Genomic DNA, 19,088 nt, shown 5'->3' on the forward strand with positions numbered 1-19,088 from the left:
GAGCAATCGATGGGGGGAGCTAGTCCACGTGCTCGGCGGCCACTTTCAGGAAGGCCTGCGCCGCGGGGGTCAGGCCGTCCTTCCGGCTCAGGATGGCCACGTCCAGATGGGACACCGGTTCGATCAGCAGCGTACGGAGCCCGGCTTTGTGGGCGGTGGGCGCCCAGGACGAGGGCATCACCGCGTGTCCGACGCCAGCCAGCACCAGCGGCAGGATGGAGGTCCGGTGTGCCACTTCGACGACGATCTCTACCTGGACCCCGTGCGCCAGGGCGTCGTCGACCAGCCACCGCATCAGCGATCCGCGCTGGCTGGCAATCAGGCGGTGACCGCCCAGGTCTTCGCGCTGGATGGCCGGCCCCGGGCGGAAGGTGTCCGCCTGCGGGTTAACGATCAGGATCAGTGGCTGGCGCTCCAGGTCCAGGACGTTGACGCCCGGCACCCTGATGGGCATGGGGGATCCCGCCAGGCCAATTTCCGTGCTTCCGCTCCGGACCGATTCGATTACTTCTTCCGGGGTGAAGGCAGCGCTGACGTTGAGCCGTACGGACGGGTGAACCCGGGTAAAGCCGGCGATCATGGACGTCAGCGGTTCGATGCCGGGGGACGGCATGGTGATGATGTCGAGCTTTCCGCTGCGGACGCCACGCAGGGCTTGGACGGCTGACTGTGCGGCGTCCAGGTCCCGCATGACCAAGCGGGCCGGCCCCACCAGTTCCTTGCCGGCGTCACTGAGCACAGCTCGGCGGCCGATCCGGTGAAAGAGCGGTACGCCCAGTTCCTTTTCCAGGCTGGCGATGGTCTGGGACAGCGACGGCTGGGCGATCAGCAGGTGCTCCGCAGCCCGGTTGAATCCGTCATGGTCAACAACGGCCAGGAAATACTTCAGTTTCCGGGTGTCCACGCCAAACAGCCTACGCGCAGCAAAGAAAAACCCCGTGCGCAGGAATGACTGTGGCGGGTACAGTGTTGGAATCTGCAGCGACGATGCTCGCGCGCCACTTCATTCTTACTCCCTGAGGGAACACCCATGTCTACAGAAGTCTCTTCGAACGCCTCCGGTCAGCCGGGCCCGCCCGGGCAGTCCGGCCAAACCGGCGAGCCCGCACAGGCCTCGGCGTCGAAGTCCGCCGCGCCGGAGAAGCTGTCCCGGGAGTCGGTGACCATCATTGCCACCCTGCTCGTGGCGACCTTCGTGGTGATCCTGAACGAGACCATCATGAACGTTGCGCTGCAGCGGCTGATGGTGGACCTCGGAGTGGACGCGCCCACCGTGCAGTGGCTCTCCACCGGCTTTATGCTCACCATGGCCGTCGTCATCCCCACCACCGGGTTCATCCTGCAGAGCCTGTCCACCCGTGCCGTCTTTATGCTGGCCATGGGCCTCTTCGCCGCGGGCACTGCGCTCGCTGCCGTGGCACCAGGCTTTGAAATCCTGCTTCTGGCGCGCATCATCCAGGCCGGCGGCACCGCCATCATGCTGCCGTTGCTGATGACCACCATCCTTACGCTTGTCCCGCTGGGCAGGCGGGGCGCAGTGATGGGTAACGTCAGCATCGCGATCTCCGTGGCACCGGCCATGGGCCCCACCGTCTCCGGGCTGATCCTGGAGCACTTCACGTGGCGCTTTATGTTTGTCTTTGTCCTTCCGGTCGCACTGGCTGCCTTGGCCATCGGGGCGAAGTACCTGACGAACGTGGGCGAGACCGAAAAGACCAAGCTCGACTTCCTCTCGGTACTTCTGACGGTCCCCGCTTTCGGCGGACTCGTGTACGGCCTGAGCCAGATCGGCGGCGGCCAGAGCGGCCCCGGCGCAGTGGCCATCGCGGCGCTGGCCATCGGCGTGGCCAGCCTGGCGGTCTTTGTGCTCCGCCAACTCAGACTGCAGAAGGCGGATGCTCCGCTGCTGGACCTCAGGGCCTTCAACTTCCGCATGTTCACGGTGTCGGTGCTGCTCATGGTGGTGGCCATGATGGCATTGTTCGGGACTGTCATCCTGCTGCCGCTGTACCTGCAGGAAGTCCGCGGCCTGGGTTCGCTGGAGACGGGCCTCGTGCTGCTCCCGGGCGGCCTGGCGATGGGCCTGCTGGGCCCGTTCATCGGGCGGCTGTTCGACAAAGTGGGCCCGCTGCCGCTGACCGTGACTGGCTCGGTCCTGATGGTGGTTACCCTCTGGCAGTTCTCCATGCTCGACGCCGGCACTGAGGTGTGGTGGATCGTGACCCTGCACGTCGTCCTGAGCTTCGGCCTCGCGTTGCTGTTCACACCGGCGTTCACCACCGGCCTGAATCCGCTCCCGCCGCATCTCTACTCCCACGGGTCCGCCATCATGAGCACCTCGCAGCAGGTTGCCGGCGCCGCCGGTACGGCGCTGCTGGTGTCCATCTTTGCGGTGGTGTCGGCGTCCTCCGGGCTGGTGGCGGGCATGAGTGCCGCCTTCCTGACGGCGACTGTCATAGCCTTTGCCGCCGTCGTGCTTTCCGCGATGATGCGCAAAACGGAAGGTGCCGCGCCGGGTCACGCCGCCCACTGACCCAACTAAGCGCACTCACCCAACTGGGTAGCACTATGTGTCGTTTTGAGCGCTCAAAACGACACATACTGCTACCTACTTGGGGTAAGTCCCCGCAGCCAGCCGGCCACCGAGTCCTCCCAGAGCGCCGGCCAGCTGTTCCACTCCTGGGTGTGCCTGCAGGCGGGAAACCTGACCAGCCGCACAAGCTCCGGAAAACGGCCGGCGAAGTCCTCACTGATCCGGATGGGTGTCCTGGCGTCGCCATCACCATGAAGGATGAGTACCGGGACCGGCGGCGCAACCCCCGGTAAAGACCAGGGACCGCAGGTCAAGCGGCTGATGCAATCCGGCGAACCGGTGAACCGGTGAAGGGGACTGCCGAGGATGCGCGAAACTCCGTGTGCCAGAACGGACGGCAGACGCGCTGAAGCCAGGTTGGAAATCAGGGTCCGGTTCCAGTCCAGGACAGGTGCGGTCAGGATGAGGCCCGTAATCAGGTTCCTGTGCTCAGATGTGTGTGCGGCGGCCAGGGCCATGACTGCGCCCATCGACCAGCCCGACAGGATGATGGACGCTGCGCCCCGCCCCGCCGCAAACGCCAGGGCCGCTTCAAGGTCGGCCAGTTCACTGACGCCGAGGTGGTGTTTGCCATCGGCTGTCGGGGGAGCGTCGCCGTCTCCCCGGAACGAGATCAGCAGCTGGGTGAGCCCCTGCGCGTGAAAGAACGGCGCCGTGCGAAGCCCCGTTGTCCGGCGTCCGCCCAGGCCGTGGATGTGGATGACCCAGGAGCGCTGGAGGGTGCCGGGAACGAGCCAGGCCGGCGCGGGTCCCGGCAGGGTAACGTCCTCATAAGGGAGTCCGGCTGCGCCCGGGCTTGGGTAAACGTACCCGGACCAGTAGCCCGAGGTGCCCGGCTCCAGCCGGCCCGCATAAATGGCCTCCACCCGGCGGATGACGGTGCGGGCTTCTGACTCGCTGGACAACACGCGGCCGATGCGTGCGTGCCCGGTCCGGTTGCCCCAGTAAAGGCTGAAGACGCCGGGAGCCAGCGTGTCGCGGCTGGCGCTGAGGGTCACCGTGCCGGCGTCGGAAGCCAGGATCCTGATTCGTTCCCGATGCCTGCCCGCCGGGGTGACCAGGGATCTCGCGATGTGCACTGTTGCCCAGCCCGCCGTGGCGGCTGCGGCGATTGCTGCAGCACCAACGAAGACCCGGACGTTCGTCACCTGCCCGGCTCAGCCGGCGAAGAAGTCGCTGAGCTCGGTGATAAGTTTCTCCGGCGCCTTGATCACGCCGTCGTGGCCGAAGCCGGGGAGGATGGTGTAGCTGGAACCGGAGAGGACATCGTGGATCTGGCCGCACGCCACACCGAAGTAGGCCGGGCTCTTTTCGCCCACCACGATCAGGGTCTCCAGGGGCAACTCAAGGAAGGGTTCCGCCGGCATGTCGGCAGCGATGATCGCCTTGATTTCCCGGACGCCCGTGCGCATCATGTCGCGCATCTGCTTGCCGAGATGAGTGCCTGCGGTGAGCTTGTTGGCGATGGTGAGCATGGAGAGCGGCATCCGGGAGAAGGCGCCGCCGGTTTCCAGGCCTTTGGTGAGGACGGCGAGGGCACGGTCGTCGTCCCCGGCTGCGGTTGCGCGTTCATATTCCGGTGTCCAGTCGGCCGTGACGCTGTGGTTCACGGAAACGGCGGGGTCGTAAACGGCCAGGCGCTCCACGGGAAGGGTCCGGGCCGCGTGCAGGGCCAGCGCACCGCCGAAGCTATGGCCGAACACGTCCGTGCTGGACGTGTGCTTCATGACGGCGTCCAGGTCCCGGATGTCGGCGTCCAGGGTGTAGTCCAAAGCCTGCGGCGAGGAGGATCCCCGGCCGCGGCGGTTAAAGGTGTGCACGGGCCGGCCAAGGGCGGCGCTGAGTTTCTGCGCAAAGCGGGTGTAGTCGGCAGCGGTCACCATGGAGGCATGCACAACAACCACGCCGGAGCCGGCCGAGGCCAGTTCCGCACCCGTGGTGAAAAGCTCCAAGGTGCCGCCGTCTGGGGTTGTAATTGTCTCGCGCGTCATGATCCGAGCCTAGCCGAGCATCCTGCGGAATGCCTTAGCCCTTGAAGTACCCGGCGATGTCGCTGACCAGTTCCTTCACGGCGGCAGGGATGGAGCCGTGGTAGCCCTTCGGGGACAGCTCAAAAGTGCTCCCGGGCACTGCCGCGTGAAGGCGCTGGGCCGTGACCTTGTAATAACGGGGGCTCTTGCCGCCCGCCATGAAATGGGTGCCGGCGGGCAGCACGGCGAAGTCCCGGGCATGCTCTGCTTCGTCGTACGCGGCGCGAAGCTCGCCCACGCCGGTAGGCATCAGCTCCCGCGCCATTTTGTTGACTTTGGTCCGGGACACCAGTGCCATGAGTCCGGCCAGGACAGGTTCCGGGATTTTGGACAACGGCGTGGCCGGCTGCATTCCCTTCTTCAGGTGGGCCATGGCATGCCCCAACTTCCCGCTGTTGACCGCAGTTTCGAAATCGTCCAGCCACGAGGTGTCGATGCTGCCTTCGATGTTCACAGCCGCGTCGTAAACCGCCAGCTTGTCCGGTTCGTGCGGAGTGCCCGCGAACTCCTGCACGGCGTTGAGGGCCACAGAGCCGCCCAGGCTGTGGCCCAGCAGGTTGCGGGCGCCGGTGACATCCATGATGGTGCGGACGTCAGCGATTTCCGTGGCCATGGAGTAACCGGGAGGCTGTTCGGTTGACTTGCCGCGGCCGCGCCGGTCGTAAACGTCCACGGCCCAGCCGTCGCCCAGGCCATCGGCCAGGGCGACGGAGAACGGCCGGTATATGAGCGCGGTGAGGAAGGCGCCGCCGATGACCACCACCCGGCGTTCTCCCGGCGCGTCCGGGGTGCCGTAGCTGTATAAAGCCAGCCGGCCGCCGTCGTGCGTGGGCACTTCCTGCTCTTTCACGGTTCCCATCCTAGGGGGACGGTCCTGAGCCCCGGCTGGGCGCCGGCTGAGTCCGGGCCCGTTACCGGCGCCGGCCCAGTCTCTGGATCTGGCCGTCGCTGGCATTGATGAACCGGGCAATCCGCACGGCAAGTCCCTTGCCGGGCCGGATGGGTCCTTCGTGCAACTGCCCCGGAACTATGCGGAACTCGATGGACGGGACCGCAGCCGCCAGCTGCCGCCCGGTCTCCGCGAAGTAGGCCGGGCTCCAGCCGCCGCTGAGCATCAGGATGGGGGTGGTGAGGGCCGCAAAATCGTCCAGATCGGCGTCGGCGGCCAGCACTGCGCGCATCTCTTTCACTGCCGTGGGCAGCAGCTGCCGCATCTCTGTTCCGAGGTTTGTCCTCGCGGAGAGGATACTCAGCATCCGCAGTGCGCCCAGCGGCAGGTAGGACAGCGGCCCGGCCGTGCCCAGGCCCTGGACCAGGTGAGCCCAGGCATGGTTCAGCTGGCCGGCGGTGACCGCGTCCTCCAGCTCGGGCCGCCACCGGTGGCTGAGGTTCCCGGACAGCGACACCGCCGCGTCATAGGTCACCAGCCTGCCGATCGGCAACGTCCGCGCAGCCTGGAGGGCTACAAAACCGCCGTAGCTGTGCGCCACGACATCCGTGGAGCCGGTCTTTTCCATCACCGCAGCGAGGTCGCCGATCTCGGTATCAGCCGAGTAATCGTCCGGCTGCGGCGAGGACCCCGCCCGGCCGCGCCGGTTATAGCAGTGCACCGGGCGTCCCAGCAGGAGGCTGAGTTTCCGGGCAAAGGGGCGGTAGAGGGCGTCGGTGACCAGCGTGCCGTGGACGATGACGACGCCGGGAGGTCCCGCCGTCGTCGCGTCTTGTCCCGCAGGGGTGAGGAACGAATGCACCTCCAGGTGTCCGCCGTCCGCCGTTTCTAGTTTCCAGGACTCCACAGCCCGAGTCTATGCCCGGGCGCCGGCCGGAACCCGGCTGGCGCAACTCCCGGTAAACTTGGGGATTGTGACTTCCCAAAACACCCCCACCCCCAAGAACGCCCCAGAGCCGCTCGATGCCAGCGAGCAGATGCGCATCCGCATGGAAAAGCGCGCCAAGCTGATCGAACGCGGCACCGAGGCGTACCCGGTGGGCGTGGAACGCACACACTCCCTGACGGAAATCCGCGAAAAGTACGCGCACCTCGAAGCGGATGACACCACGGGCGACACCGTTGGCGTCACCGGCCGCGTGGTGTTTGTGCGCAACACCGGCAAGCTCTGTTTCGCAACCCTCCAGGAGGGCGGCCTTGACGGCAAGGGCACCCGGCTGCAGGCCATGCTCAGCCTCGCTAACGTGGGCGAGGAAGCGCTCGCCGAGTGGAAGGCCCTGGTGGATCTGGGCGACCACGTGTTCATCAAGGGTGAGGTGATTTCCTCCCGCCGCGGTGAGCTGTCCGTGATGGCCGAATCCTGGTCCATGGCCTCCAAGGCCTTGCGCCCGCTGCCCGTGCTGCACGCGGAACTGAACGAGGAAACCCGGGTCCGGCAGCGTTACGTGGACCTGATGGTGCGCGATGAAGCCCGCGAAATGGTCTATACCCGTGCGGCCATTACCCGCTCCATCCGCGAAAGCCTCCACCGCCACAACTATGTGGAAGTGGAAACTCCCATTCTGCAGTTGGTCCACGGCGGCGCCCTGGCGCGTCCGTTTGAGACGCACATGAACGCGTTCGACCAGAAGATGACCCTGCGCATCGCCACCGAGCTGTACCTCAAACGCGCAGTGGTGGGCGGGATCGATCGCGTCTACGACATGGGCCGCGTCTTCCGCAACGAGGGCGTGGACTCCACCCACAGCCCCGAATTCACCACGCTCGAGTGCTACGAAGCATGGGCGGACCAGTTCGTCATGGCTGACCGCATCAAGGAGATCATCCTCGACGCCGCCGACGCCGTAGGTGCCGGACGCACCCTCCAGACCGAAGCCGGGGAGATCAACCTCGACGGCGACTGGGCTTGGGTTTCGGTCTACCCGGGGCTCTCCGACGCCGTTGGCCAGGAGGTCACGCCGGACACTTCGCTGGAGGTACTGCGCGAAATTGCCGCCAAGCACGAGGTCAAGGTGGACCCCAAGTGGGACGCCGAGAAACTGGCCGTGGAACTCTTCGGTGAAATCGTGGAGCCCACGCTGCTCAACCCCACGTTTGTCTATGACTACCCGCCCTCCGCCCAGCCGCTGGCCCGCCCGCACCGCACAGACGGCCGGCTGATCGAGGCCTGGGACCTGATCATCGGCGGCATGGAACGCGGCACCGCCTTCTCCGAACTGATCGACCCCGTCATTCAGCGTGAGCGGCTCACCGAGCAGTCGCGGCACGCGGCTGCCGGTGATGATGAGGCCATGCAACTGGATGAGGACTTCCTCCGCGCCCTCGAATACGGCGCCCCGCCCATGGGCGGGATCGGGCTGGGAATCGACCGTCTGGTCATGCTGTTCACCGGAGCAGGCATCCGGGAAACCATCCTCTTCCCGCTCCTGAAGCCCGAAGGGCACTGATTATGGAATACGTAGCTGTACTGCTGCCGTCATTAGTGGTGGGGCTGATCTTTTGGTTCGCCATGAAATCGATCTTTAATGCCGATAAGTCCGAACGGCAGGCGGAGGCGCGCGCCCAGGCCGAGGCCGACGCGCGGACCGATATGCCATTGGACGGCCCGGACGCCGATCCGGATAAGTAAACCACCTGTACTTTCTGTGATTATCCCCAGCGGTCTATTGTCACTTTGACGTGGTGCCATAATGAGGTTCATACTTTTTGTAGAAACATCCTGCTTTTCTGCACACCCCGAACCTCAAAGAGGAAGTCTTTAAATGGCACAGAAAGTAAACATCATCCTCGTAGATGATCTGGATGGGGGATCCGCGGACGAGAATGTCCGGTTTGGCCTTGACGGGGCCAGCTATGAAATCGATCTGTCGGCCGCAAATGCAGCCGAACTGCGTTCCAGCCTGGAGCGTTTTATTGCTGCCGCCCGCAAAACTTCGGCCGGCCGCACTACACGCACCAAAGCCGCCGTTACAGGCCGTGGCAACGACTCGGCACAGATCCGTCAGTGGGCTCGTGACAACGGCTACACGGTCAACAGCCGAGGCCGAATTCAAGCTGAAATCCAGGAAGCCTACCAGAAGGCGAATTCGTAGGAACCTGCCTGACTCAGATTGCAAAGAACCCTGTTTCGGCTCGCGGCGGAACAGGGTTCTTTGCTGCCAATTGAATAACACCTCCGGACCTCGGCCCGGAAATACGGATGTCCCGGCTAAAGTGCCGGTCAAAGCATGGCCAACGCAATACAGGGGGCTACCAGGGCCGCCAGCGACCACCAGGTCCGGTAAATATTGCAGCGTGTCCACCGTCGTTCGAATTATTCCCTGCCGGTCGCCGCGTGTTCCGAGGCCGCCGCGCCGGCAAGCCCTGTTATTCAGGGGGATATTCACGAGTGCGGTAATGGCCAACGTGGCGGTGTAACAGGCAAGGGCAATAGTGGCCGGCATCCGTGCCACGCAATCCGGGCATCACGGAACATGCGTACGGGTAATAGAGACCGCCGATGCCGGCCAGCGTCACGGTCGCCAGGGTCATGAGCGCAGTGATGAATTCCATGACGTTCCCCTTGCTGACGGCGTTGAGCGGGTCGAAGCGGGCCATGGTTACGGGAGGTTGAACGCGTCATGTTTCCCCTGTGGCGAACACGCTCCACAAGACGGGATCGGGCACGTAGCATCAAAGTACGTTGTAGCTAGGAGTGTGGCGAAATGTTTGAGCGATTTACGGACCGTGCCCGTCGCGTCGTTGTGCTTGCCCAAGAAGAGGCACGCATGCTGAACCATAACTATATTGGTACCGAACACATCCTGTTGGGTCTGATCCATGAGGGTGAAGGCGTTGCCGCCAAGGCTCTTGAGTCCTTGAGCATTTCGCTCGACGGCGTGCGTGAGCAGGTGCAGGAGATCATCGGTCAGGGCCAGCAGGCTCCGTCCGGCCACATTCCCTTCACGCCCCGTGCCAAAAAGGTGCTGGAGCTCTCCCTGCGTGAGGCGCTGCAGCTGGGCCACAACTACATCGGCACGGAGCACATCCTGCTGGGTCTCATCCGCGAGGGTGAGGGTGTGGCTGCCCAGGTGCTCGTCAAGCTCGGCGCCGACCTCAACCGGGTCCGCCAGCAGGTAATCCAGCTGCTTTCCGGCTACCAGGGCAAGGAAACCACCGGCGCAGGCGTCGGGGCCGGCCAGCCCGAAGGCACCCCCGCAGGGTCCGTGGTACTGGACCAGTTCGGCCGCAACCTGACGCAGGCTGCGCGCGAGAACAAGCTGGATCCTGTGATCGGCCGCGAGCAGGAAATGGAACGCGTCATGCAGGTCCTTTCCCGCCGTACCAAGAACAACCCCGTGCTGATCGGTGAGCCCGGCGTTGGCAAGACCGCCGTCGTCGAAGGCCTCGCCCAGGCGATTGTCCGCGGCGACGTCCCCGAGACCATCAAGGACAAGCAGCTCTACACCCTGGACCTCGGGTCCCTGGTGGCAGGCTCCCGGTACCGCGGTGACTTCGAAGAGCGGCTGAAGAAGGTCCTCAAGGAAATCCGCACCCGCGGCGACATCATCCTCTTCATCGACGAAATCCACACCTTGGTGGGTGCCGGCGCTGCTGAAGGTGCCATTGATGCCGCGTCCATCCTGAAGCCCATGCTGGCCCGCGGTGAACTGCAGACCATCGGTGCCACCACCCTGGACGAGTACCGCAAACACATCGAGAAGGACGCCGCGCTGGAGCGCCGCTTCCAGCCGATCCAGGTCAAGGAACCTTCCGTCGCGCACGCGATCGAGATCCTTAAGGGCCTGCGTGACCGCTACGAGGCGCACCACCGCGTGACCATCACCGACGGCGCCCTCGCCTCGGCTGCCAGCCTCGCCGAGCGCTACATTTCGGACCGCTTCCTGCCGGACAAGGCCATCGACCTGATCGATGAGGCCGGTGCCCGGCTGCGCATTCGCCGGATGACTGCCCCGCCGGAACTGAAGGCCATGGACGAGCGCATCGCCCAGCTGAAGATGGAGAAGGAATCGGCCATCGACGCGCAGGACTTCGAAGGTGCCGCATCGCTCCGTGACAAGGAGCAGAAGCTCATCACCGAGCGTGCCGAGAAGGAACGCCACTGGAAGTCCGGCGGCATGGACGACATCTCCGAGGTGGATGAGGATCTCATCGCCGAGGTGCTGGCCAACTCCACCGGCATCCCGGTCTTCAAGCTGACCGAGGAAGAGTCCTCGCGCCTGCTGAAGATGGAAGACGAACTGCACAAGCGCGTAGTGGGCCAGGACGAGGCCATCAAGGCCCTCTCCCAGGCGATCCGCCGCACCCGTGCAGGCCTGAAGGACCCCAAGCGTCCCGGCGGCTCGTTCATCTTCGCCGGCCCCACCGGCGTCGGCAAGACCGAACTGGCCAAGGCACTGGCCGAGTTCCTGTTCGGTGAAGAGGACGCCCTCATCACGCTGGACATGTCCGAGTACTCCGAGAAGCACACCGTTTCGCGGCTTTTCGGTGCCCCTCCGGGCTACGTCGGCTACGAAGAGGGCGGCCAGCTTACCGAGAAGGTCCGCCGTCGTCCGTTCTCCGTGGTCCTGTTCGATGAAGTGGAAAAGGCACACGCTGACCTCTTCAACTCGCTCCTGCAGATCCTGGAGGACGGCCGCCTGACCGACTCCCAGGGCCGCGTTGTGGACTTCAAGAACACCGTGATCATCATGACCACGAACCTCGGTACCCGGGACATTTCCAAGAGTGTTGCCACCGGCTTCCAGTCCGGCACCGACACGCAGACCGGCTACAACCGGATGCGTGCCCGCGTGACGGAGGAACTCAAGCAGCACTTCCGCCCCGAGTTCCTGAACCGTGTGGACGACGTTGTGGTGTTCCCGCAGCTGACCCAGGACGAGATCATCGAGATCGTGGACATGTTCGTGGGCCGTCTGGAGAAGCGCCTCAAGGACAAGGACATGGGCATCGAGCTCACGCCCGCGGCCAAGGTGCTCCTGGCCACCCGCGGTTACGACCCCGCCATGGGTGCCCGGCCGCTGCGCCGCACCATCCAGCGCGAGATCGAGGACCAGCTCTCCGAGAAGATCCTGTTCGGCGACATCCACGCCGGCGACATCGTGGTGGTGGATGTGGACGGCGAAGGCGACGACGCCAAGTTCACCTTCGCCGGCAACGCCAAGCCGCGCATCCCGGAAATCGCCCCGAGCGTCTAACCAGTAACCGCCGAAGCCCCGTCACTCCGCAAAGGAGCGGCGGGGCTTCGCGCGTTAAGGCAGTCGTGGCCGATTCCGGTGCCAGATATCAGAGATTTCCCGGCGCCTGCTCCTTCGTCGCTTTGACGGCGCCTACATAAATCCCTGATACCTGGCGCCTCGTGCGCGGGTGCGCGTTTCTGTAAAGCGAGCGTGCCGGGGTCATTTGTGTAGCTTGCGTCAGAGCGAGGTACGAGCAGCAAGCGGCAAATGGCGCCGGTGCGGGAGCGCCCCAACCCGCATCGCTGCCGGTGTCGCTGCTTGGCCTCGTAGGATTGTCGGTGTGACCGATTCCGAGACTTTCCATATCCGTCCTGCCCGCACTGGCGATGTCCACGCCATCAAGAGACTGGTGGCTCCGCTGGCGGAACAGCGGATCCTCATGGCCAAGGAGACGGTCGCGTATTACGAGAGCCTGCAGGAGTTCAAGATCGCAGAATCGGCGGACGGCGACGTCGTCGGCTGCGGCGCCCTGCACGTGATGTGGGAAGACCTGGCCGAGGTGCGCACACTGGCCGCCTCCGACGCCTGGCGCGGCAAAGGCGTGGGCCACGTCCTCGTGGAAAGCCTCCTCGAGGAGGCGCGGGCGCTCGGCGTCGCACGCGTCTTCTGCCTCACCTTCGAGGTGGACTTCTTCAAGCGCCACGGCTTTGAGGTGATGGCGGACCAGTCAGCGGTGGATCCGGCGGTCTACTCCGAGCTGCTCCGCTCCCACGACGAAGGCGTCGCCGAGTTCCTGGACCTGGCACGGGTCAAACCAAACACTCTCGGTAACACGCGCATGATCAAGTTCCTCTAAGGGCCACCGCCCGCAAAGTCGTGGTTCCCTGCGCACCCGGGCCGGGCCGCCGGCGTCGTGCGGCGTAATGTCACCACGAAAACCCTTGTTTTAGTCGATTTGATGGATAAACTGAGCGGGCCGCAGTTTGGGGCCTGCAGGTAAGGGACAGTCATTGGGGGCTGTCCCTTACCTATGCCCGAACCCGGAGGCTATCCGAGTTACATGCCGCGGTAGTAGGGTCAAAGTGCAATCCTCTAGCACGAGCCCACACCCAGGAGTTCTGCCATGAAAAAGCTCATCAATGATCCACGTTCGGTAGTAGACGAGTCAGTGGAGGGCTTCGGCCTGGCCCACGCTGACCTCGTCACAGTCAATGCCGATCCGAAGTACGTCACGCGCAAAGACGCGCCTGTGTCAGGAAAAGTCGGGCTCCTTTCCGGCGGAGGCAGCGGCCATGAACCGCTCCACGCCGGTTTTGTCGGGCTGGGAATGCTCGATGCGGCTGTGCCGGGGGCGGTATTCACCTCACCCACACCGGACCAGATCCTTCCGGCGACGCTCGGGGTTAACTCAGGCGCCGGCGTCGTCCACATTGTGAAGAACTACACCGGTGACGTCCTGAACTTCGAGACGGCCGCCGAACTCGCGCAGGCCGAAGGCGTGGAGGTCCGTACTGTCCTCGTCAACGACGACGTCGCCGTGGAGGATTCGCTCTACACCGCCGGACGCCGCGGCGTCGGGGGCACTGTCCTGGTGGAGAAGATTGCCGGCGCCGCCGCCGAGCGGGGCGACAGCCTGGATGCCGTGGCTGAAATCGGCGACCGCGTCAACAGCAATGTGCGCACCATGGGCGTCGCCCTGTCCGCCTGCACTGTACCGCACGCAGGGGCGCCGAGCTTCGAACTGGCGGACAATGAAATTGAAATCGGCATCGGGATCCACGGCGAACCCGGACGGCACAAGATCCCCATGGAGAACGCGGACGGAATCACCGACCGGCTGCTGGAACCCGTGCTCAGCGACCTCGGCCTTGCCAGTGGCGATAAGGTCCTGCTCTTTGTCAACGGCATGGGCGGTACACCGCTGAGCGAGTTGTACATCGTCTACCGCCGCGCCGCGCAGGTGCTCAAGGAACGCGGGGCCACTGTGGAGCGTTCGCTGGTGGGAAACTACATCACGTCCCTGGAAATGCAGGGCTGCTCCATCTCGGTGCTCCGGCTCGATGATGAAATGACGCAACTGTGGGACGCCCCCGTCCACACGGCAGCGCTGCGTTGGGGCGTGTAACGATGCTGCTCGACGTTAAATGGGCCGTCAAATGGCTGACCCTGTGCGCGGAGGCGATGGCCGAAAACAGGGCCTGGCTCATTGAGCTGGATCGCCCCATAGGCGACTCGGACCACGGCGAGAACATGGACCGAGGGTTTCAGGCCGTACTGGAGAAACTCGCGGAATCGCCGCCTGAGACGCCCGGAGCAGCCCTGAAGCTGACGGCCATGACGCTGATGTCCAAGGTGGGCGGGGCGGCCGGCCCCCTGTACGGAACGGCCTTCCTGCGGGCGGCCACTGCACTGGGCGATGCCCTCGAGGTTGATCCCGCAAAGCTGGCCGCGGCGTTGGTGGCCGCCCGGGACGGCATTGTGGCCAGGGGCAAAGCCGAGTCAGGCGACAAAACCATGGTGGACGCCTGGACCCCTGCAGTCGAAGCCGCCCAGGCGGCAGCCGCGGACGGGAATGGCAATGTTCTGGCTGTGCTGGTGGCCGCCGCCGAGGCCGCTGAAGCAGGCGCCGTGGCGACCGACCCGCTGGTGGCGCGCAAAGGCCGCGCCAGCTACCTGGGGGAGCGGAGCGCCGGCCATCGCGACCCCGGCGCTGCCTCCAGCGCCCTGATCCTCCGGGCCGCCGTCGGGGCTGCTGCATGACGGTACGCCTCGTGGTGGTATCCCATAGCGAAAAGATCGCCGACGGCGCCGTGGAGCTTGCCGCCCAGATGGCGCCCGACGTTGTGATGATCGCGGCGGGGGGAACTTCGGATGGCAGGATCGGCACAAGCCTGGAGAAGGTCATGTCCGCGCTGGACCAGGCCAACGGCGGTGAGGGTGTGGTGGTCCTGACAGATCTGGGCTCTGCCGTGATGACGGCGGAATCGGCACAGGAACTCGCGGAGGACCCGGCCGCCGTGTTGCTTGCGGATGCGCCGTTGGTCGAGGGCCTGGTGGCTGCCGCAGTCGCCGCCCAGGCCGGGGCCGACGCCCAGGCCGTCAAGCAGGCGGCCGAGGATGTTTACGGTTCAGGGGCTGCCGGTGCATCGCCGGTAAGCAAAGTCGCGGAAGGCTCGGTGACCGGTGCGGGACCGGACTTCACCGGGGACTTTGAACTCATCAACCAGGCCGGCATGCATGCCCGCCCGGCAGCCAAGGTTGCCGGCGGGCTGTCATCCATGAACGCCGACGTCACCATCAACGGGGTTGACGGCGCCTCCATGACCGCTCTGATGACGCTCGGTGCCGGCAAAGGATCCATGCTCCACGTCGAGGCGTGGGGACCGGATGCGGAGCGTGCCTTGAATTACGTCGGCGGCCTCGTGCAGGCGGGCTTCGGCGAACCCTAGAGGCAAGAAAGAACCGTTGAGCCGGACGCGCCCCAGACCTGGATGAACGGGAAGGCCAGCCGGTGGCCGTTGCGTAAGGCGTGGGCGCCGGGAGCTCAGCGGAGCCCTGTTGGGCGGGAGCCCAATGCTAGATAGGCGCCTGTTCCCATCGCGAGGAAGCCGCCTACTCCGACGACGATGAGTTGCGTGCTCACCCCCGTAATGAGCAAAATCAGCCCAAGCAGGCACAGGACCAAACCGACATAGGCCTTTCCACGAAGCCTCACGGACCCGGACGAGAGTCTTTGCGCGAGCTGCGGATCATTGGCCGCCAGATCCGCCTCCAACTCTTCCAGCTGTTTGCGCTCCCGATCTGATAGTGGCATCGGAACCCCCGTCTGGCGTCCTGTGAACTCAAAATCTAACATTCACTTTGTTAGTAAAGCTGACGCTAAGAGTCTTGTCAGAGGAAGTCAAGAGCCCGCGTTAGCGATGGCCAAAGGACCCGTTGAAGCCCGGAATACCAGCCTCGGAAGGCCCCTGCGAGCCCCCATGAATGGGCCGGCTTACGCCGGTTTCTCCCGCAAAGCCTCGGCATCGAGCACCACCGAAGCGGTGACAAACCGTCCGCACTGTTCGCCATAAGGGAAAGCGCCGCGGGGCCGGAACTCGACCGTGCGGACCGGCAGTGCCAGCCCGTCCGCACCTGTTCCGGTGGCTGTCACGGCCATGGGAGTTTCGGTGAGTGAGCCCAGGAACAGCATGCCGATCAGCGTTCCGTCGGGCGATGCCGTGGCGGAGCAAACCCCGTCAGGGCTGCAGCCTTGATCCACTGACACAGAGCCCGGGCGGAGTTCCACGGCGTCTTCCTTGCATACCCCGTCCTGGCATGCCCGCAGCCGCAGCGTCCGCACGTGCGGCACATAGGAGGCTGGGACCGTCACCGAGACCACGGACGCCTGCGCAATTGCGGGGCATTGGGTACCCGGCGGGTAGGGGAAGCAACCGGACGTGAGGACGGTGGTCGTCAGCAGTGCCAAAAGCAGCCCGGACTTGCGCATACTCCAGCCTAGGACGGTGCCCCGCCCGCGGACTGACTACCGGAGAAGTGTGCCGAACATTGTTATGCCTCCCGCGCCAAAGAGCATCAGAACGAGACCTGTGGCCAACCGTCCTCTGGACACGAAGAACACGGGGAGGGTTGATTCAGCCGGATTGTCCGGGTTGTACCGGACGCCGATGGGTTGCCCGATGATGGCCTGGTCCTGGCTGTAGATATCGGACTGGCCAAGCCAACGTTTGCCGCCGGCGTCCTCGAATTCGTACGAGGCAGCGAACCGGTCCCTGCCGTTACTTCCTGTCCCGTCCTTGCCGTGCAGGTTCCCGGTCACCACGGCGGCGGTCTGCGGCCAGCCCGTCATGGCGCGGCTCCGGCGGAGGGATTTCGCCAGGGACAGGCCAACCAGGGTCAAGCCCAAAACGAGGAAGAGTGCGGGCAGCAGGACAAAGATCAGCTTGAGCGGGTCCACGCGTCAGCCCAGAGGGAAGTTGCCGGCTACCCAGAACAGCAGCAACGAAAACAGCGCGAAGAACGGCACCAGACACCCGAGCATTGTCTTGGAATCGGACGACATCTGGAAGGACTGGTTGGGATTCGCGGGGTTGTAGGCCACCTGCACCAGCGTTCCCGGGACCTGCTGGTTGCGGTACGAAACCTCTGATTCTCCGGCGTACAGAATCCCGTTGGGGCCTGTGAATTGGTACGTGGGGTAGAAGCGGCGGCTCCTGGTTGATCCGCCGCCGCCATTGCTCCAGCCCCCGACGTTTCCCGTCACGGTCGCCTGGACCTTGGGCCAGCCCGCGATGAGTTTCTCGTGACGCTTGGTCTTCCGCAACGTGTGGAGCAGCGCGAAAATCACGCCTGTCACGAACAACGCGGCTATAAGGTACAGCACGATTCTCATAAATTTCCCCCGGTTCGAGTCATCAGAAAGTATGCCACCGGGGGCGCACCTCCCCTAAACGACTCACGCCGGCAGTTGGTAGCCGCCCTCGTGGAGCTCGGCCAGACCGTCGCCGAGAAGCCCGGCCAGTGCGCGTTCGAGCTGCTCAGGGGCGGAATTCAGCCGGTGCAGGGCCGCGAGCGGGACCCCGATTCCCTCCGCCGCAAAGCCCAGGTCCGCAGGTTCCCGCTGGAACATTTCCGGCGGCACCGGGCTGTCTGCCAGCCGGAGAACGGCCAGCACGGCGCCGCGGACCTGGCGGTCGGTGCCGTGCCACGCCTGACCTTTGGGGACGTACGACGGCGGCGGCTCGCCGGCTGCCAGCCACGCGCAGGAGTCCCGGACAGGGCAGTCCGTGCACTTCGGCGCCCGCGCCGTGCACACCAGCGCGCCCAGCTCCATAACCGCGGCATTCCAGCGCACGGAGGTTCCGGCGTCGTCCGGCAGCAGTTCCGCCGCGAGGCGCATCTCCGTTGCGCTAAGGGAAGGGGAGGGGAGCGCGACGCCGGAAAAGAGGCGCGCGTGAACCCGCCGGATATTGGTGTCCACCACCGTTTCCCGACGTCCGTAGGCAAAGGCGGCGACGGCGGCGGCTGTGTAACTGCCCACGCCCGGCAGTGCCAGCAGCTCAGCAAACGTTCCGGGGACAGTGCCGCCGTGATCGCGGACGATGGCTGCAGCGGCGGCATGGAGGCGGAGTGCCCGGCGCGGGTAGCCAAGCCGGCCCCACGATCGCACTGCCTCGCCGGCGGGTTCACCTGCCAGCCCTGCCGGGGTGGGCCAGCGCTCCAGCCACTCCTGCCAGACCGGGAGTACCCGCACCACCGGGGTCTGCTGCAGCATGACCTCGCTGACCAGGACACCCCAGGCCGAACAGTCCGGTTCGCGCCAGGGAAGCTCCCTCGCCGTCGCCGCGAACCAGCCCGTGATCCGGTGGTGCAGGCGCTGGAGTTCCCGCCCGGTGCCGTGGGCCGGGCCGGGGGAGGGCGCAGGCGCACGGCCCGCGGGTGGGGCTGGGGAAAGGGTTGTAGCGTCGATCCCCACACTGTAGTGGATGGTTCGGCGCGCATGCCAAGTGCCACCTGACGGCAAACTGTGACCTGGGCGTTGGCCGGGCTGCGGCGTGGTGGCCAGGCATAATCCGGCGTGTTCTCTAGCCTAGGAGGATGGGCAGGCAAGGCAATTCATCACAGCGCACTACGGCATCCGCATCCGGTTCCCGGGCCGGCTCCGGGGCGCCCCGCAGGCCGAGCCCCGCCGTTTACCGCCGCCGCCGTCTGTTTGTGGGAATAGCGCTGCTTATCGCGGTGTGCCTGGCGTTCGGCAGCTTCGCCCTTGCCGGTGCTTTCAACGGCACTGAACAGGCGTCCTCCACCGGCAACGGCACCACGGACGCCGCCGGACCGGGACCGGCCACTGGCGAATCAGCGCCTGCGCCCAGCGATCCGGCGTCGGTAATGCCCAGCGCCACACCCACCCCGACGCCCACCCCGACCCCCACCTGCAGCCAGAACCTGGTGACCGTTTCGGCGTCTACGGATAAACCGGCCTACGGCCCTGATGAGAAGCCGCTGCTCAGCCTGAAGGTGACCAACGGCGGCACCATGCCCTGTGAAGTGAACATCGGCACGTCCCAGATGGAATTCGTGGTCACCAGCGGCGCGGACCGGATTTTCTCGTCCAAGGACTGCCAGGCCAAGAGTGAAGACCTGATAAAGACGCTGGCACCGGGCGCCAGCGAGACGGCAAACTTCCAATGGGCCCGGAACCGCACGCTCGAAGGATGCCAGGTCATCACCACGAAGCCCGGCGGCGGCGGAGCCTACTACATTTTCACGGCCAAGCTGGGGTCGAAAGCGAGCCCGAAGGCTGTCTTCCAGCTCAACTGACGCCCTTGGAGCAATCG

Annotated in this window: 21 protein-coding genes; 10 read left to right on the forward strand and 11 right to left on the reverse strand. The window is 65.2% G+C overall.

The genetic code is table 11. The features are described from left to right. Nucleotides 1-19: 19 nt before the first annotated feature. The gene (locus tag SBP01_RS01495; protein WP_275213873.1) at nucleotides 20-904 is read right to left on the reverse strand and encodes a LysR family transcriptional regulator; all 885 of its coding nucleotides are present in this window, start codon (nucleotides 902-904) and stop codon (nucleotides 20-22) included. A gap of 126 nt (nucleotides 905-1,030) precedes the next feature. On the opposite strand from SBP01_RS01495, the gene SBP01_RS01500 reads away from it, so the two are divergent. Next, nucleotides 1,031-2,533 (forward strand): DHA2 family efflux MFS transporter permease subunit, encoded by a 1,503-nt coding sequence (locus SBP01_RS01500; protein ID WP_275213874.1) that lies wholly within the window; start codon nucleotides 1,031-1,033, stop codon nucleotides 2,531-2,533. A gap of 71 nt (nucleotides 2,534-2,604) precedes the next feature. Here SBP01_RS01500 and SBP01_RS01505 read toward each other — a convergent pair whose 3' ends face one another. From SBP01_RS01505 to SBP01_RS01520, 4 genes are read right to left on the reverse strand one after another with little or no spacing between them, the layout of a single operon-like run. Continuing rightward, on the reverse strand, nucleotides 2,605-3,741 hold the full coding sequence (locus SBP01_RS01505; RefSeq protein WP_320537259.1) for an alpha/beta hydrolase family protein: 1,137 nt from the start codon (nucleotides 3,739-3,741) through the stop codon (nucleotides 2,605-2,607). A 9-nt stretch (nucleotides 3,742-3,750) separates the two neighbouring features. Continuing rightward, nucleotides 3,751-4,584, reverse strand: a complete 834-nt coding sequence (locus tag SBP01_RS01510; RefSeq protein ID WP_275213876.1) for an alpha/beta fold hydrolase — start codon at nucleotides 4,582-4,584, stop codon at nucleotides 3,751-3,753. 34 nt (nucleotides 4,585-4,618) lie between these two features. Beyond that, nucleotides 4,619-5,482: an alpha/beta hydrolase gene (locus tag SBP01_RS01515; RefSeq protein WP_414004252.1), complete on the reverse strand. Its 864-nt coding sequence runs from the start codon at nucleotides 5,480-5,482 to the stop codon at nucleotides 4,619-4,621. A gap of 52 nt (nucleotides 5,483-5,534) precedes the next feature. Next, a complete protein-coding gene (locus tag SBP01_RS01520; RefSeq protein WP_320537260.1) occupies nucleotides 5,535-6,419 on the reverse strand; it encodes an alpha/beta hydrolase in 885 nt (294 codons plus the stop codon). Between the two features lie 67 nt (nucleotides 6,420-6,486). Here SBP01_RS01520 and lysS point away from each other — a divergent pair, with 67 nt between their 5' ends. The 3 genes from lysS to SBP01_RS01535 all read left to right on the forward strand — a co-directional run bounded on the left by lysS (nucleotide 6,487) and on the right by SBP01_RS01535 (nucleotide 8,664). Further along, nucleotides 6,487-8,019 (forward strand): lysine--tRNA ligase, encoded by a 1,533-nt coding sequence (gene lysS, locus SBP01_RS01525; protein ID WP_320537261.1) that lies wholly within the window; start codon nucleotides 6,487-6,489, stop codon nucleotides 8,017-8,019. A gap of 2 nt (nucleotides 8,020-8,021) precedes the next feature. Beyond that, nucleotides 8,022-8,201, forward strand: coding sequence for a hypothetical protein (locus SBP01_RS01530; protein ID WP_275213880.1), 180 nt, complete (start codon nucleotides 8,022-8,024; stop codon nucleotides 8,199-8,201). Nucleotides 8,202-8,334: 133 nt separating this feature from the next. Continuing rightward, nucleotides 8,335-8,664, forward strand: a complete 330-nt coding sequence (locus SBP01_RS01535) for a histone-like nucleoid-structuring protein Lsr2 (protein ID WP_275213881.1) — start codon at nucleotides 8,335-8,337, stop codon at nucleotides 8,662-8,664. A 274-nt stretch (nucleotides 8,665-8,938) separates the two neighbouring features. Here SBP01_RS01535 and SBP01_RS01540 read toward each other — a convergent pair whose 3' ends face one another. Then, nucleotides 8,939-9,169: a hypothetical protein gene (locus SBP01_RS01540; protein WP_320537262.1), complete on the reverse strand. Its 231-nt coding sequence runs from the start codon at nucleotides 9,167-9,169 to the stop codon at nucleotides 8,939-8,941. A 107-nt stretch (nucleotides 9,170-9,276) separates the two neighbouring features. Between SBP01_RS01540 and SBP01_RS01545 the strand changes: the two genes are divergently transcribed. The 5 genes from SBP01_RS01545 to dhaM all read left to right on the forward strand — a co-directional run bounded on the left by SBP01_RS01545 (nucleotide 9,277) and on the right by dhaM (nucleotide 15,200). Next, nucleotides 9,277-11,769 carry an ATP-dependent Clp protease ATP-binding subunit gene (locus SBP01_RS01545; RefSeq protein WP_255769186.1) on the forward strand — a complete coding sequence of 831 codons (2,493 nt, stop codon included), beginning with the start codon at nucleotides 9,277-9,279 and terminating at the stop codon, nucleotides 11,767-11,769. A 322-nt stretch (nucleotides 11,770-12,091) separates the two neighbouring features. Continuing rightward, nucleotides 12,092-12,607, forward strand: coding sequence for an amino-acid N-acetyltransferase (locus tag SBP01_RS01550; RefSeq protein WP_275213883.1), 516 nt, complete (start codon nucleotides 12,092-12,094; stop codon nucleotides 12,605-12,607). Nucleotides 12,608-12,874: 267 nt separating this feature from the next. Beyond that, nucleotides 12,875-13,876 carry a dihydroxyacetone kinase subunit DhaK gene (gene dhaK / locus SBP01_RS01555; RefSeq protein ID WP_320537263.1) on the forward strand — a complete coding sequence of 334 codons (1,002 nt, stop codon included), beginning with the start codon at nucleotides 12,875-12,877 and terminating at the stop codon, nucleotides 13,874-13,876. Nucleotides 13,877-13,878: 2 nt separating this feature from the next. After that, a complete protein-coding gene (gene dhaL, locus SBP01_RS01560) occupies nucleotides 13,879-14,511 on the forward strand; it encodes a dihydroxyacetone kinase subunit DhaL (RefSeq protein ID WP_275213885.1) in 633 nt (210 codons plus the stop codon). Beyond that, entirely contained in the window at nucleotides 14,508-15,200 is a 693-nt protein-coding gene (dhaM, locus tag SBP01_RS01565; protein WP_275213886.1) for a dihydroxyacetone kinase phosphoryl donor subunit DhaM, read from the forward strand. The genes dhaL and dhaM overlap by 4 nt, the downstream gene beginning before the upstream one ends. Nucleotides 15,201-15,295: 95 nt before the next feature. Here dhaM and SBP01_RS19720 read toward each other — a convergent pair whose 3' ends face one another. The 5 genes from SBP01_RS19720 to SBP01_RS01585 all read right to left on the reverse strand — a co-directional run bounded on the left by SBP01_RS19720 (nucleotide 15,296) and on the right by SBP01_RS01585 (nucleotide 18,025). Continuing rightward, complete coding sequence (locus SBP01_RS19720) at nucleotides 15,296-15,607, reverse strand: DUF3040 domain-containing protein (RefSeq protein WP_414004253.1); 312 nt, start codon at nucleotides 15,605-15,607, stop codon at nucleotides 15,296-15,298. A 138-nt stretch (nucleotides 15,608-15,745) separates the two neighbouring features. Beyond that, the gene (locus SBP01_RS01570; protein WP_320537264.1) at nucleotides 15,746-16,240 is read right to left on the reverse strand and encodes a hypothetical protein; all 495 of its coding nucleotides are present in this window, start codon (nucleotides 16,238-16,240) and stop codon (nucleotides 15,746-15,748) included. Between the two features lie 36 nt (nucleotides 16,241-16,276). Beyond that, nucleotides 16,277-16,708 carry a DUF3592 domain-containing protein gene (locus SBP01_RS01575; RefSeq protein ID WP_275213889.1) on the reverse strand — a complete coding sequence of 144 codons (432 nt, stop codon included), beginning with the start codon at nucleotides 16,706-16,708 and terminating at the stop codon, nucleotides 16,277-16,279. A gap of 3 nt (nucleotides 16,709-16,711) precedes the next feature. Next, nucleotides 16,712-17,143, reverse strand: coding sequence for a DUF3592 domain-containing protein (locus SBP01_RS01580; protein WP_275213890.1), 432 nt, complete (start codon nucleotides 17,141-17,143; stop codon nucleotides 16,712-16,714). A gap of 63 nt (nucleotides 17,144-17,206) precedes the next feature. Continuing rightward, nucleotides 17,207-18,025, reverse strand: coding sequence for an A/G-specific adenine glycosylase (locus tag SBP01_RS01585; protein ID WP_414004314.1), 819 nt, complete (start codon nucleotides 18,023-18,025; stop codon nucleotides 17,207-17,209). Nucleotides 18,026-18,348: 323 nt separating this feature from the next. Between SBP01_RS01585 and SBP01_RS01590 the strand changes: the two genes are divergently transcribed. Continuing rightward, nucleotides 18,349-19,071 carry a hypothetical protein gene (locus SBP01_RS01590; RefSeq protein WP_320537265.1) on the forward strand — a complete coding sequence of 241 codons (723 nt, stop codon included), beginning with the start codon at nucleotides 18,349-18,351 and terminating at the stop codon, nucleotides 19,069-19,071. Nucleotides 19,072-19,088 lie beyond the last annotated feature (17 nt).

It is taken from the genome of Pseudarthrobacter sp. IC2-21, assembly GCF_034048115.1.
In the GTDB taxonomy this organism is placed as follows: Bacteria; Actinomycetota; Actinomycetes; order Actinomycetales; family Micrococcaceae; genus Arthrobacter; species Arthrobacter naphthalenicus.